Source organism: Micromonospora sp. WMMC273, assembly GCF_027460285.1.
Taxonomy (GTDB): Bacteria; Actinomycetota; Actinomycetes; order Mycobacteriales; family Micromonosporaceae; genus Micromonospora; species Micromonospora aurantiaca.
This window is the reverse complement of sequence record NZ_JAPZBE010000001.1, coordinates 1770753-1782820: the sequence shown is the minus strand read 5'-3', so window position 1 is coordinate 1782820 and position 12068 is coordinate 1770753. Positions and strand designations below refer to the sequence as shown.

At 74.2% G+C, this 12068-nt stretch carries 14 protein-coding genes; 8 read left to right on the top strand and 6 right to left on the bottom strand.

Features of this window, described 5'->3' with window-relative positions; all coding sequences use genetic code 11:
* Positions 1-23: 23 nt before the first annotated feature.
* Positions 24-284, top strand: a complete 261-nt coding sequence (locus tag O7611_RS08490; protein ID WP_194800998.1) for a hypothetical protein — start codon at positions 24-26, stop codon at positions 282-284.
* A 165-nt stretch (positions 285-449) separates the two neighbouring features.
* The gene (locus O7611_RS08485; RefSeq protein WP_018784964.1) at positions 450-662 is read left to right on the top strand and encodes a hypothetical protein; all 213 of its coding nucleotides are present in this window, start codon (positions 450-452) and stop codon (positions 660-662) included.
* 1 nt (position 663) lies between these two features.
* On the opposite strand, the gene O7611_RS08480 is transcribed toward O7611_RS08485, so the two are convergent.
* Positions 664-1110 carry a hypothetical protein gene (locus O7611_RS08480; RefSeq protein WP_194800997.1) on the bottom strand — a complete coding sequence of 149 codons (447 nt, stop codon included), beginning with the start codon at positions 1108-1110 and terminating at the stop codon, positions 664-666.
* A gap of 163 nt (positions 1111-1273) precedes the next feature.
* Here O7611_RS08480 and O7611_RS08475 point away from each other — a divergent pair, with 163 nt between their 5' ends.
* Positions 1274-1636: a DUF6401 family natural product biosynthesis protein gene (locus O7611_RS08475; protein ID WP_269696531.1), complete on the top strand. Its 363-nt coding sequence runs from the start codon at positions 1274-1276 to the stop codon at positions 1634-1636.
* Between the two features lie 60 nt (positions 1637-1696).
* On the opposite strand, the gene O7611_RS08470 is transcribed toward O7611_RS08475, so the two are convergent.
* Entirely contained in the window at positions 1697-2557 is an 861-nt protein-coding gene (locus O7611_RS08470) for a mechanosensitive ion channel family protein (protein WP_194800995.1), read from the bottom strand.
* A gap of 200 nt (positions 2558-2757) precedes the next feature.
* Between O7611_RS08470 and O7611_RS08465 the strand changes: the two genes are divergently transcribed.
* The 3 genes from O7611_RS08465 to O7611_RS08455 all read left to right on the top strand — a co-directional run bounded on the left by O7611_RS08465 (position 2758) and on the right by O7611_RS08455 (position 6989).
* The gene (locus O7611_RS08465) at positions 2758-4911 is read left to right on the top strand and encodes an ATP-binding SpoIIE family protein phosphatase (protein ID WP_194800994.1); all 2154 of its coding nucleotides are present in this window, start codon (positions 2758-2760) and stop codon (positions 4909-4911) included.
* 9 nt (positions 4912-4920) lie between these two features.
* The gene (locus tag O7611_RS08460) at positions 4921-5598 is read left to right on the top strand and encodes an HAD family hydrolase (protein ID WP_194800993.1); all 678 of its coding nucleotides are present in this window, start codon (positions 4921-4923) and stop codon (positions 5596-5598) included.
* Positions 5599-5699: 101 nt separating this feature from the next.
* On the top strand, positions 5700-6989 hold the full coding sequence (locus O7611_RS08455; RefSeq protein WP_194800992.1) for a cation:proton antiporter: 1290 nt from the start codon (positions 5700-5702) through the stop codon (positions 6987-6989).
* Between the two features lie 10 nt (positions 6990-6999).
* On the opposite strand, the gene O7611_RS08450 is transcribed toward O7611_RS08455, so the two are convergent.
* Positions 7000-7941 (bottom strand): NAD(P)/FAD-dependent oxidoreductase, encoded by a 942-nt coding sequence (locus O7611_RS08450; protein WP_269698067.1) that lies wholly within the window; start codon positions 7939-7941, stop codon positions 7000-7002.
* Between the two features lie 101 nt (positions 7942-8042).
* Between O7611_RS08450 and O7611_RS08445 the strand changes: the two genes are divergently transcribed.
* The gene (locus O7611_RS08445) at positions 8043-8267 is read left to right on the top strand and encodes a DUF3072 domain-containing protein (protein ID WP_135239321.1); all 225 of its coding nucleotides are present in this window, start codon (positions 8043-8045) and stop codon (positions 8265-8267) included.
* A 2-nt stretch (positions 8268-8269) separates the two neighbouring features.
* Here O7611_RS08445 and O7611_RS08440 read toward each other — a convergent pair whose 3' ends face one another.
* Both O7611_RS08440 and O7611_RS08435 read right to left on the bottom strand, forming a co-directional pair.
* On the bottom strand, positions 8270-8770 hold the full coding sequence (locus O7611_RS08440; RefSeq protein ID WP_269696530.1) for a metallophosphoesterase family protein: 501 nt from the start codon (positions 8768-8770) through the stop codon (positions 8270-8272).
* Between the two features lie 82 nt (positions 8771-8852).
* The gene (locus O7611_RS08435) at positions 8853-10661 is read right to left on the bottom strand and encodes a glycoside hydrolase family 15 protein (protein ID WP_269696529.1); all 1809 of its coding nucleotides are present in this window, start codon (positions 10659-10661) and stop codon (positions 8853-8855) included.
* A 112-nt stretch (positions 10662-10773) separates the two neighbouring features.
* On the opposite strand from O7611_RS08435, the gene O7611_RS08430 reads away from it, so the two are divergent.
* Positions 10774-11361 carry a general stress protein gene (locus O7611_RS08430; RefSeq protein ID WP_013285375.1) on the top strand — a complete coding sequence of 196 codons (588 nt, stop codon included), beginning with the start codon at positions 10774-10776 and terminating at the stop codon, positions 11359-11361.
* Positions 11362-11400: 39 nt separating this feature from the next.
* Here O7611_RS08430 and O7611_RS08425 read toward each other — a convergent pair whose 3' ends face one another.
* Positions 11401-11988, bottom strand: coding sequence for a DUF1684 domain-containing protein (locus O7611_RS08425; protein ID WP_194800990.1), 588 nt, complete (start codon positions 11986-11988; stop codon positions 11401-11403).
* Between the last annotated feature and the right edge of the window lie 80 nt (positions 11989-12068).

Below are 12068 nucleotides of genomic sequence, written 5' to 3'. Positions count from 1 at the left end.
TCCGGTCCGGGTACCGCAGGGGAATGACCGACAACGACCGCCAGTGGCGCGACGAGGACCGCACTCCCCTGCACGAGCTGGACCAGGCCATCGCCCGGTCGGCCACGGACGGCCAGGGCGACGACGTCACCGCCAACGACGCCGGCGAGGAGGCCGCGTTCGGCCACGGCCCGGAGGCGGTGGACCGGGGCGCCGGCCCCGAGGCCGAGCGGCGTGAGATGACCGATGCGGACCGGGCCTACCGGCCGTCGACGATCGGGCGGACCGGCCCGGACGGCGGGTGATCGCGGGGTGGCTGCGGGCATCGGTGCCGATTCCCGCAGCCGCCGGATTCATGCTCGGCCGACACGACAAAAAGTGCGGTACGGACAGCCAGGAAAACGGACAGCCCATCCAGAATCGGCCGAACGGCTGACGGCACTCCCCCTGATGCGCGCAAGACTTTCGGGATGCAACAGGGCTCCGGTTTCCTCTCCAACCGTCAGCGCAAGCTCGCGTGGCTGGGCTTCCTGCTCGCCGCGATCCAGGCTCCGGTCTCCGCCCGGTTCACCGAGGACAGCTCCTGGCTGTTCAGCCTGGTGGTGGCGCTGATGGTCGCGACCGTGATCATCGCCGACGACGGCGCCCGCCGTCGCCCGGCCGAAGCACGCTCCTCCGACTGAGTCAGCGAGTGCCGGGGCGCGCCTCGTGCCCCGCCATCCCCCGGCTGCGGCGGCGCTCCTTCATCTCCGCCTCGTAGAGGTGCCGCCGGCCCGCGACGAGCTCGTCGCGGGCCTGCCGGTCCAGCTCCCGGAAGAGCGCGTAGTAGCCGTCGTCGAAGTCCTCGACGATCTGGAACGTCCACCGCCCGGCGATGACGTTGCGGCCGAGCAGTTCCCTGTCGATCCGCTCGGCGAGCGCCGGGTGACCGGCGGTGCGGAACATCTCCACCGCGTCGTCGAGCATCAGGTCGGCGTGGCCGATGAGCTGGTGCAGCTCGTAGAGGTGCCCACGGGCCCGCTCGACGCACTCCAGGGCCTCGCTGAGCTTGCCCAGCGCCTCGACCGTGGCGTCACTCACTCCCTCCGGGCGCCGGTGCGCCCGGTCCGGTCCGTCGGCCCGCTGTCCCATCGTGTCCCTCCGTGACCCCGATCGCGTGCTCTGCGTACCGGACTTCTGCCCCCGCACGGGCGACTCAATCCCGCCGGACGGCGCGACGGCTCCCCCGGACGACCCGGGCATCCCCCGCTCGGCCGAGGCCGGCCCCCGGCGGGCGGCGTTAGCCTCGGACACCATGCGCGTGCCGAACAACCGGGTCGCGACCCGCCGCTCCGCGGCCGTGGCCGCGCGGACGACCCTCACCTCCCTGATCGCCGCCGTCGGCACCGCCGGCCTCGCCGCGGCCCACGCGAACCCCGGGCTGCTCGCCGAGGTCGACCAGCACGCCGCCGGGGTACGCGACACCCTCGACGGTGACCGCCGCCCGCTCACCGTGGCGGCGCTCGCCGGGTACGCCGAGGGTCTGCGCGACGCGGCGGCCGAGTACGGCTGGACGCCGCCGACCGAGCCGGACTGGTCCGCGCCCGACTGGACGCTCACCCGCCTGCTCGCGGTGTGCCTGCTGGCCCGTGGACTGGACCCGCGCCACCTCGCCTGACCCGGACACGGCTACGGGGTGCCCGCGATCACCCCGCGGACACCCCGTCACCCGTTGCCGTCAGCCGTTCGGCCGGCGGAACTGCTGCGTCTCGTCGCCCATCTCGCCGGAGCGGTACGTGCCCGCGCCCGACATGGACGACTGCGGCGCCGCCGGTGCCGGTTGCCCGCCCCGGTCGGCCATCCGCCGCTCGTAGTCGCCGCGGCCGGCCTGCTGCGCCTGCCGCTGCTGCCGGATCGCCCGGGACTCCTCGGCGGCCCGGTGCAGCCAGCCGTCCCAGCGGTCCTGCATCGGCTTGACCAGACCACCACCGACACCGACGATCAGGATGCCGGCCACGGTGGCGAGGAACGCCACGAGCACCGGCGTGGTCACCGTGGTGGCGATGCCCACCTGGTTCAGCGCGGCGATGATGCCGAGCGCCAGGATGAAGATCGCCGTCACGTCGGCCAGCACCCGGCCGTACGAGAGCCCGCCGAGCGCACCCGAGACCAAGTCCCGGACGGCGTTGGCGATGGCGGCGGCGATCACCACGATCACGATCGCCACGAAGGCCCGCGGCAGCCAGGACACCACCCCACGGATCAGGTCGCTGATCGCGTTCGGTCCCCACACCCCGAAGGCGAACTGCAGGGTGAACAGCAGGACCGCGTAGTAGGCCAGTTTGGCCAGGATGTCGCTGGCGTCGTACTTGGTGCGTTCCAGGGCCCGTTTGACGCCGCCGCGTTCGACGGCGCGGTCGAAGCCGACCCGTTCCAGTGCCGCGTCCACGATTTTGAGGACGGCTCGGGCGATGAGCCAACCCACGACGAGGATCGCGATGAACGCGATCGCCCGCGGTACGAAGAGCAGCACCGACCTCCAGAAGTCGGTCCAGGCCGCACTGATGTCGACCTGCCCGACCGCGAGGGTTTTCGGCATGATGTCCCTCCTGTCGCGTGAACTGCGCCGCCCGCATACCCGGTGACCTGGGCAGCACGCCGGGCCGGACCGGGGGAATTTCCCGACATGGTCCGCCGAACCGGCCCTGACCTGCCCGAACATCCGCGCCGGGCGGCACCCGTATCCGCCACGGACGCATGATCGGAACCGCCCGGCCACGCTCCGGTTAGGCTGCGGTCATGCCAGGCACCGTCGGTCGGATTCCCACGCCGTCCGCTACCGCACCGGGAGCGCCCACCGATCCCGTCGTCGGCGGGCAGGCGGCCGGGACCGCCCACCCGTGGGCCGGTACGCCGCTGGGCGCCCCGCACACCTGGGACCCCGCGGTCCGCGCCGTCGCGGACGTGGTGCTCGCCTCCCCGGTCCCGATGGCCCTGCTCCTCGGCGACGACCTGGTGGTCTTCTACAACGACGGGTACGCCGAGCTGATCGGCGACCGGCACCCGGAGGCGCTGGGCCGGCCCGCGGCCGAGGCGTTCGCCGAGGTGTGGCGCGACCCGGGCGCAGGCGAGGCGCTGGAGCGGGTCTACCGGCACGGCGAGCCGTTCCTGCAACGGGAGGCGGTGCTGCCGGCCGACCGGCAGGGCCCGGCCGAACCGGCCGTGTTCACCAGGGGCCACTGCCCGGTCCGCGACTCGGCCGGCCGCATCGCCGGCGTGCTCACCGTCTCGGCGCAGACCACCCAGCTGACCCAGCAGTTGCAGAGCCTGAGCGACTTCGCGGCGGCGCTGGCCGGCACGCTCACGCTCGACGACGTGGCGCGGGTGGCGCTGCGCTACTGCCTGCACTCCTTCGACGCCGACCGGGTGTCGTTCGCGGTGGACGAGGGCAGCGCGTGGCGTCTGGTCCGCCGCATCCGCGGTGAGCTGCTCGACGAGGCCGACGAGCGGCTGCCCCCGCTGTGGCGGCGGATGTCCGCCGAGTCGGCGCTGCCCGCGGTGGTGACCGCGCGGAGCGGGGTCGCCTCGTTCACCGCCGACGGGCAGCCGCTGCGCGGCGTCGCGGCGGACCGGCACGACGAGAAGATCCGGGCGCTGGCGGCGCTGCCGCTGCGGACGACTGTGGTGCGGGGCTCGCTGACAGTGGGCTACCGGACGCCGCGGCCCTGGTCACCGGCGGAACGGGCGCTGCTGGCCGCGTCCGCCGAGCTGGTCGGCCAGGCCGCCGAGCGGGCCCGCCGTTTCGAGACCCAGCATGGCACCGCCCAGATGCTGCAGCGCAGCATGCTGCCGGAGCGGCTGCCGGACCTGCCCCGGCTGCGCATCGCCGCGCGTTACGACCCGGGCGTGGACGGCAACGCCGCGGGCGGCGACTTCTACGACGCGTTCCTGCTGCCCACCGGCGCTCTCGGTGTGGTGCTGGGCGACGTGGCCGGGCACGACGTGCAGGCTGCCGCCCGGATGGGCCAGGTACGCGCCGCGCTGCGCGCGCTCGCCCTGGTCGACTCCCGGCCGGACGCGGTGCTCGACGGGCTGGACCGGCTGGTCGCCAGCCTCGGCGTCGAGGGCGGCACCCAGGAGCTGTTCGTGACAGTGGTCTTCGGCGTGGTCGAGGCGGACCGGGAGTTGGTCACGCTGGCCAGCGCCGGTCATCCCGCGCCGCTGATCCGGCGCGCCGGCCCCGGCGCGCCGGTGGCCGAGTTCGTCGACGTGCCGCCCGCACCTCCGCTGGGCCTGGGTGGACGGGCGCGTACCACCACCGTGCCGTTCCGGCCCGGCGACACGCTGCTGCTCTACAGCGACGGCGTGGTGGAGCGGCGCTGGCAGGACCTGGCCGCCGGGATGGCCGGGCTGGGCGCGGCGGTGACCGGGGCGGCCGGCGGCGATCCGCGTGCGCTGTGCGCGGTGGCGACCGCGTCGGTGCCGGGCGCCACCGAGGACGACGTGGCGGTGCTCGCCGTCGAGTACGCGGTGCGCCCCAGCCGGTCGGCGAGCATGGAGGTGCCGGCCGAGCCGACTGCGCCGAGCCGGGTCCGGCACTGGATGACCGCGCAGCTCGGCGAGTGGCGGGTGCCGGAGGCGGTGATCGGCGCGGCGGTGCTGTGCACCAGCGAGCTGACCACGAACGCGCTGCTGCACGCCGGCACCGCCGCCCGGGTCGAGGTCGACCTGTCCGCGGAGCGGCTGCTGGTGTCGGTGGCCGACTCGGGCACCCGGGGTCAGGTCACCCGGGCGCAGACCGACACGCTCAGCAGCCGGGGCCGCGGGCTCGGCCTGATCGAGGAGCTGAGCGACGCGTGGGGCACCGACCCGGCCGTACGCGGATCGACCGTGTGGTTCGAGATCCTCATTCCGGCGGGTGAGTCGCGCGTCGGCGACGCCCCGGCCGGGTAGGAGCCGGACATGGCCGACGACAAGCGACGCGGTGTCCTGTTCGACGTTGACGGCACCCTGGTCGACACGACGTACCTGCACACGGTGAGCTGGTGGGAGGCGCTGCGCCAGGCCGACCACCGGGTGCCGATGGCGCGGATCCACAGGTCCATCGGCATGGGCTCGGACAAGATCCTCGACCACCTGCTCGGCGCGGAGCGGGACCGGGACGCCGACGGCCGGCTGCGCGACGCGCACGACACGCTGTACGCGGAGTACTGGGAGCGGCTGGCGCCGCTGCCCGGGGCGCGGGAACTGCTGCGCGCCTGCGCGGAACGCGGGCTGCGGGTGGTGCTGGCGACCTCGGCCGCCGAGCACGAGGTGACAGCGCTGCGCGCCGCGCTGGACGCGGACGACGTGATCGACTCGGTCACCTCGTCGGCCGACGCGCAGGAGAGCAAGCCGGCGCCGGACATTCTGGTCGCCGCGCTGGACCAGTCGGGGCTGGCCGCCGAGCGGGTGGTGTTCGTCGGGGACTCGGTGTGGGACGTGGCCGCCGCCGGCAAGCTGGACATCCCCTGTATCGGGCTGACCTGCGGCGGCACCGGCCGGGCGGAGCTGGCCGGCGCGGGCGCGGTGGCGGTCTACGACGACCCGGCGGCGCTGCTGGACGCCCTGCCGGACAGCGCCATCGCCACGCTCGGCTGACGGCCCGTCCGATCGACGGGCACGCACACGCTTAACCGGGCCCGCTTCGGGGCACTGCTGGACTCCGCCGCCCGGTCCACGGGCGGCCGAAGGGTGGTGTCGTGGAACCGGTCGATGTCGCGTTCGCTCTGCTGGGCGTCGGTGCGCTGCTGGCCGGGGTACTGCCCCGGGTCCTGGAGCGACGGCCGCTGTCGATGCCGATCGCGTTCCTCGGGCTCGGCATGCTCGTGTTCGTACTGCCCACCGGTCTGCCCACACCTGACCCGCTGCGCTGGCCGGAGCTGACCACCCACCTCACCGAGGTCGGGGTGATCGTCGCGCTGATGGGCGCCGGTCTGAAGATCGACCGCCCGTTGAGCTGGGCCCGTTGGTCGTCGACGTGGCGGCTGCTGGCGATCGCCATGCCGTTGTGCATCGCCGCGGTGGCGCTGCTCGGCTGGTGGTGGGCCGGTCTGGTGCCGGCCGCGGCGCTGCTGCTCGGCGCGGCGCTCGCGCCCACCGACCCGGTGCTCGCCTCGGACGTGCAGGTGGGTGAACCGACAGATGTGGAGGACTCGGAGGACGAGGTGCGCTTCGCGCTCACCTCCGAGGCGGGCCTGAACGACGGGCTCGCCTTCCCGTTCGTGTACGCGGCCATCGCGATCGCCACCACCGGGCTCGCGCCGTCCGGCTGGCTCGCCGAGTGGTTCGCCGTGGACGTGCTCTACAAGCTCGCCGCCGGGGTGGGCGGCGGGCTGCTCGTCGGCTGGCTGCTCGGCAAGTTGTTCTTCCGCGCCCCGAGCAAGCTGCGGCTGGCCAAGCACTCCGAGGGTTTCCTCGCGCTGGCCGCGACGTTCCTCGCGTACGGGCTGGTCGAGGTGATCGGCGGGTACGGCTTCCTGGCCGTGTTCGTGGCCGCTCGCGCGATCCGGGCCGCCGAGCGAACGCACGAGTTCCACTCCGTGCTGCACGACTTCGCCGAGCAGGTGGAGCGGCTGCTCACGGTGCTGTTGCTGCTGCTGTTCGGCGGGGCCGTGATCGGCGGGCTGCTCGCGCCGCTGACCTGGCCGGCGGCGCTGGCCGGGCTGGCCCTGGTGCTGGTGATCCGGCCGCTGGCCGGGTGGCTGTCGCTGCGCGGTGCGCCCGGCAAACCGGCCGAGCACTGGGTGATCTCGCTGTTCGGCATCCGCGGCGTCGGCTCGTTCTACTACCTGGCGTACGCCACCAGCAAGACCGACTTCCCGCAGGCGGATCTGGTCTGGGCCACCGTCGGTCTCGTGGTGGTGGTGTCGGTGGTGGCGCACGGGATCGCCGCGACACCGGTCATGCAGTTGCTGGACCGGGAGGGCGATCGCACCGGCGAGGACACGCGGGCCGGGTCGGCGGCCCAACCGGTGGGCGCCACCGGCTGACCGGCCCGGGCTATCCGCCCAGCCGGGCGGCGAGCGCGCGGCCCAGGTCCCGGCCGGAGCGCCAGGCGGTCTGTACGCGCGGGCGGCCGAACGCGTCACCGGCCAGGCCGATGCCGTCGTCGTCCAGGTGGTACGTGGCGCTCCCGGCGTGCGCGGCCGGGGACGCGTACGTCCAGCGGTGCACGTGGACCGACACCGCCGGCTCGGGGAGTCCGAGCAGGTCGCGGACCGCCTGCTCGACAGCCGGGCGGGCGGCGGTGGGCTGGAGCAGGTGCCCGGCGGCGAACCCGGCGGTGGTGTGCGCGACCAGCACCGGCGCGGCGTCGCCACGCCGGTCGCCGTCGTCGCAGACCAGGCTGAGCACGGGGTGGTCGTTGACGAACGCGCCACGGAAGTCCGCCCAGCGACGGGCCGGGAAGTGCAGCACCCCGGTCAGCGCCGACGACCAGCGCTGTGCGGCGACCGCCCGGGTCGCCTCGGCCAGCGCCGGGTCCAGCAGCAGCGCCGCCTGCGGGCCGGGCATGGCGAGCACGACCGCCTCGGCAGCGGTGCCGTCCACCCGGGGGCCGGGCTCGACCGTCATCACCAGCCGGTCGTGCGTCACCGGCAGGTCGGCGGCGAGGTGTTCGACGAGCGAGCGCAGCCCGCGCGGGGCGGCCCAGCGCATCGGGCCTGCGACCTGCTCGCGTCCGCGCGGCCCGTACGCGACGAGCGTGTCGGTCCACTCCCGCGCCAGCCCGGCGTCCCGCCACCGGTCCACCACGGCGACGAAGTCCGGGTCGTCCACCGTGAAGTACGCGGCGCCCAGATCGGCAGGGCGGCCGTCGAAGCGCTTGCTGGCCATCCGACCGCCGGTGACCCGGGCCCGTTCGCGTACCCGCACCGGGATGCCGGCCCGCGCCAGCTCGGTCGCGCACGCCACCCCGGCGATGCCCGCGCCGACCACCACCACGCCCGCCCGCTCCGCCGTCACCAGGTGATCGTAGGCGGCGGGCGGCATGAACCCGCCGGGCCGGGGGTAGTGGTACACCTGTTCGAGGAGAGGTGATGAGCATGGCCGAGCGCGCCAACACCAGCGGCAGGAACGTGAATCCGGACGCCGCCGTCAAGGACCCGGACGACTGGGTCACCGGCGACGAGCCGCCCACCGCCGCCCAGGAGTCGTACCTGCACACCCTGGCCCAGGAGGCGGGCGAGCCGGTGCCGGAGGGCCTGACCAAGGCCGAGGCGTCCCGGCGGATCGACGAGCTCCAGGCGGAGACCGGCCGGGGCCGCTGAGGTCAGCGCGGGGGCAGGCGGTGCAGTTCGACCCGGTCGAGCCGCCCCGCCGCCACCCGCGCGGTCAGGTAGGTGGCGTACGGCTGCGCCCGCCGGTCGGTGGGTGAGCCGGGGTTGAGCAGGCGCAGGCCGCCCGGGGCGACGCTGTCCCAGGGGATGTGCGAGTGTCCGAAGACGAGCAGGTCGCAGTCGCCGTACGCGGCGGCGCAGCGCTCCTCGCGGCGGGTCTTCGGGCCGGTCTCGTGCACCACGGCGACGCGCAGGCCGTCCAGCTCGACGCGGGCCACCTCGGGCAGCCGGGCGCGCAACTCCGGCCCGTCGTTGTTGCCGTACACGCCGACCAGCCGGCGCGACCGCTTCTCCAGCGCGTCCAGCAGCGCCACGTCCACCCAGTCCCCGGCGTGCACGACGACATCCGCGGCCTCGACGGCCCCCCACAGCGCCCCCGGAAGATCCCGCGCCCGCTTGGGCACATGCGTGTCAGCCATCACGACCAGTTCCACCCCCTCATCCTCCCCCACCCCCGCTTCCCCGGGTCGATCATGAAGTTGGCGGCACTCAGGGAGATCGACTTCGCCGTCAACCTCATGATCGACGCGAAGCAGGCGCGGGGTGGCGGGAAGAGGCGGCGGCGTCCGTTATGCGGCCGGCGGCGATGATCAGGCCGATGTGCGAGTACGCCTGCGGGAAGTTGCCCGTCTGCTCGCCGGTGTCCTGGTCGATCTGCTCGGCGTACAGGCCGAGGTCGTTGGTGCGGGCGGCCAGCCGCTCGAACAGCCGCCGGGCCCGGTCCAGCTCCCCCGCCTCGGCCAGGCAGGCGGCCAGCCAGAACGAGCAGATCACGAACCCGGCCGGGTCGCCGTCCCAGCGGCGCAGCAGCCCGTCGCGGGACAGCCGCCGCTCCAGCACGTCCATCGTCGCGCGCATCCGGGGATCGTTCGCGGGCAGGAAACCGACAAGCGGCATGACCAGCACCGAGGCGTCCAGGTCGTCGGCGCCGAACGCCCCGGTGTACGCGCCGACCCGCTCGTTCCAGCCGTGGGTGAGCACAGCCGCCCGGATCTCGTCGCGGGCGGCTGCCCAGCGCGCCACGTCGGCGGGCTCGCCGATGCGGGAGCCGAACCGGACCGCCCGGTCCAGCGCGGTCCAGCACTCCACCTTCGACGACACGTAGTGCCGCTGCGGGCCGCGCCCCTCCCACATCCCCGCGTCGGGCCGGTGCCAGCCGCGTTCGGCCTGGTCGGCGAGCGTACGCAGCAGGTCGCGGACCTCCGGTGACATCGGGTCGAGGTAGTACCGCATCAGCCAGGCGGCGTCGAGCACCTCGCCCAGCACGTCGTTCTGCCGCTGCCGCCAGGCGTCGTTGCCGACCAGCACCGGCCGGCTGTGCTCGTACCCGGCCAGGTGGTCGAGGTCGTGCTCGGTGAGGTCCCGTTCCCCCTCGACGCCGTACATGATCGGCACCGGCTCGTCGCCGATCCGGCCCATCGCCCGCGCCACCCAGGTGAACTGCCGGTCCGCCTCGTCCGGGCAGGCCGCCCGCCACAGCGCCTGGAGCGTGAGGCTGAAGTCGCGCAGCCACACGTAGCGGTAGTCGTAGTTGCGGTCGCCGCCGAGCTTCTCCGGCACCGAGGTGGTGGCCGCCGCGACGACGGCGCCGCTCGGCGCGTACGTCATGCCCTGCACCGCGAGGGCGCTGCGCCGCACCTCGTCGCGGTACTCACCCTGGTAGTCGTGCAGCGCCGACCAGGACCGCCAGGCGGCGACGGTCTCGGCCACCGCCTCGGCGGCGTCGGGCAGCGCCGGTGCGGCGCCGGCGTACGCCGGGGCGTACCCGAGGGTGAAGCGGTGGACGCTGCCGGCGCGGGCGGTGAACCGGCCGGCGGCGGCCCCCTCGGCGACTGCCAGCGGGACGTCGGCGCGCAGTTCCAGCCGGCAGGCGCCGGCGGTGGCGGCCACCACCCCGTCGTGCTCGGTGAGGTAGGCGCCGACCCGGCCGTACTCGAAGCGCGGCGCGTACTCGACACGCATCGCCACCTCGCCGGTGAGCCCCTCGACCAGCCGGGCGAGCACCCGGGGCGAGCGCATCCCGATGTCGTGGCCCCGCGCGCCGTGCTCCAGCGCCAGTGCGTCGGTGACGGCGACCGTGCCGGTCGCCGTGGTGAAGACGGTACGCAGCACCAGCGTGTCGTCCAGGTAGGACCGAGTGCTGGTGGCCGCGCCCTCGGGTCGGATGCTCCAGTGCCCGGCGTGCTCGTCGAGCAACCGCCCGAACACCGACGGCGCGTCGAACCGGGGCGGGCACCACCAGTTGACCGAGCCGTCGCGGTCGACCAGGGCCGCGCTGCGCCCGTCGGCGAGGAAGCCGTGCTCGCTGATGTGTCGGGTCGGCACGGATGTGGCTACCCGGCCCGGGGCATCGGCATGCCTCGCCACATCGGTCCGGCCCGGCGCGTTACCGCTGCCCGGCGCCGGGAACGCGGTGGGTTGACGAAGGAGGATGCTCATGACCAGACCCTCGACTCCGACCGCGGCCTGGCAACCCGGAATGCCGGGCAGCGACAACCTCCCGTCCGGCCCGGGCGGTCGCCCGACGCCGCCGAGCGGGGACGGGCACGGACCGCACGCCGGGGCGCCGACCGTCACGATCGGCTCGTACCCGGACTATCCGTCCGCCCAGCGCGTGGTGGACTATCTGGCCGACAACCGCTTCCCGGTGGAACGTACCTCGATCGTCGGTACGGACCTCACGCTCGTGGAGACCGTGATGGGACGGCTCACCACGGGCCGGGCGGCCCTGCTCGGGGCCGGCACCGGCGCCTGGTTCGGTTTGTTCATCGGGTTGCTGTTCGGCATCTTCACCGCCGGGAACTGGCTGGCGGTGATCCTGGTCGGGCTGGTGATCGGTGCGATCTGGGGTGCGGTGTTCGGTGCTGTGGCACACGCCATGAGCGGTGGGCAGCGTGACTTCACGTCGGCCAGTTCACTGCGGGCCGCGCAGTACGCGGTGACTGTGGACGCGGAGATGGCCGGTCAGGCCCAGCAACTGCTCAGCCGGATGCACCTGACACCAACCGGCGCCACCGCCCGCTGACCGGTAGGGCAATGAGGGGAGGGCCGGGCGGCCCTCCCCTCATTCGTGGTACGCCCGCTCCCCGGCGCGCAGCGGCACGTCCACCCGGTTCTCCGGCGGCGCCAGCGGGCAGGCCCACCTGTCGTCGTAGGCGCAGCTGGGGTTGTAGAGGTAGTTGGCGTCGAGCCGGACCCGGTCGCCGGGGAGCACTGTCAGTCCCCGGCCGAAGGTGCCCTTGACCGTGTCGGTGAGGTACCGGCCCCCGCCGTACGAGCCGTCGCCGCAGGTGCCGTCGCGCAGCGGCAGGAACAGCCCGCCGCCGTACGCCTCGATCCACCAGAGCGTCAGCGGGCCCCACGGCGTCTCGGCGACCGCCACCCGCCGGTACGCGACCACGCCGTCCGGGCCGCCGGTGTCGATGCGCAGCTCCCCGGTAGCGGGGCGCAGCGGCGCCTCGACCACAGCCGACGGGTCGGGAGGGTACCAGCGCAGCCCGGTGAAGGCGGGCCGGTCGGCGGGCGGCACCGGGCTGCTCGGGTGGGTGCGGAACAGCTCGTCGCGCGCGGCCCGGAACCCGGCCAGGTCGAGGCCGGACAGGTAGAGCCGGGCCACCCGCTCCCGCCAGTCGAGCAGGTCGAGATCGTCCATCCCCCGACCCTAGCCGGGTCATCTCTTCAGGTTTGAAGGAGGCCTACGGAGGAGAGCAGGTCCCCACGGCAGCAGAGCTT

Excerpts from the sequence above, each read along its gene's own strand:
- O7611_RS08490 (WP_194800998.1), top strand. The coding sequence starts at position 24 with ATGACCGACAACGACCGCCAGTGGCGCGACGAGGACCGCACTCCCCTG.
- O7611_RS08485 (WP_018784964.1), top strand. The coding sequence starts at position 450 with ATGCAACAGGGCTCCGGTTTCCTCTCCAACCGTCAGCGCAAGCTCGCG.
- O7611_RS08480 (WP_194800997.1), bottom strand. The coding sequence starts at position 1,110 with ATGGGACAGCGGGCCGACGGACCGGACCGGGCGCACCGGCGCCCGGAG.
- O7611_RS08475 (WP_269696531.1), top strand. The coding sequence starts at position 1,274 with ATGCGCGTGCCGAACAACCGGGTCGCGACCCGCCGCTCCGCGGCCGTG.
- O7611_RS08470 (WP_194800995.1), bottom strand. The coding sequence starts at position 2,557 with ATGCCGAAAACCCTCGCGGTCGGGCAGGTCGACATCAGTGCGGCCTGG.
- O7611_RS08465 (WP_194800994.1), top strand. The coding sequence starts at position 2,758 with ATGCCAGGCACCGTCGGTCGGATTCCCACGCCGTCCGCTACCGCACCG.
- O7611_RS08460 (WP_194800993.1), top strand. The coding sequence starts at position 4,921 with ATGGCCGACGACAAGCGACGCGGTGTCCTGTTCGACGTTGACGGCACC.
- O7611_RS08445 (WP_135239321.1), top strand. The coding sequence starts at position 8,043 with ATGGCCGAGCGCGCCAACACCAGCGGCAGGAACGTGAATCCGGACGCC.
- O7611_RS08430 (WP_013285375.1), top strand. The coding sequence starts at position 10,774 with ATGACCAGACCCTCGACTCCGACCGCGGCCTGGCAACCCGGAATGCCG.
- O7611_RS08425 (WP_194800990.1), bottom strand. The coding sequence starts at position 11,988 with ATGGACGATCTCGACCTGCTCGACTGGCGGGAGCGGGTGGCCCGGCTC.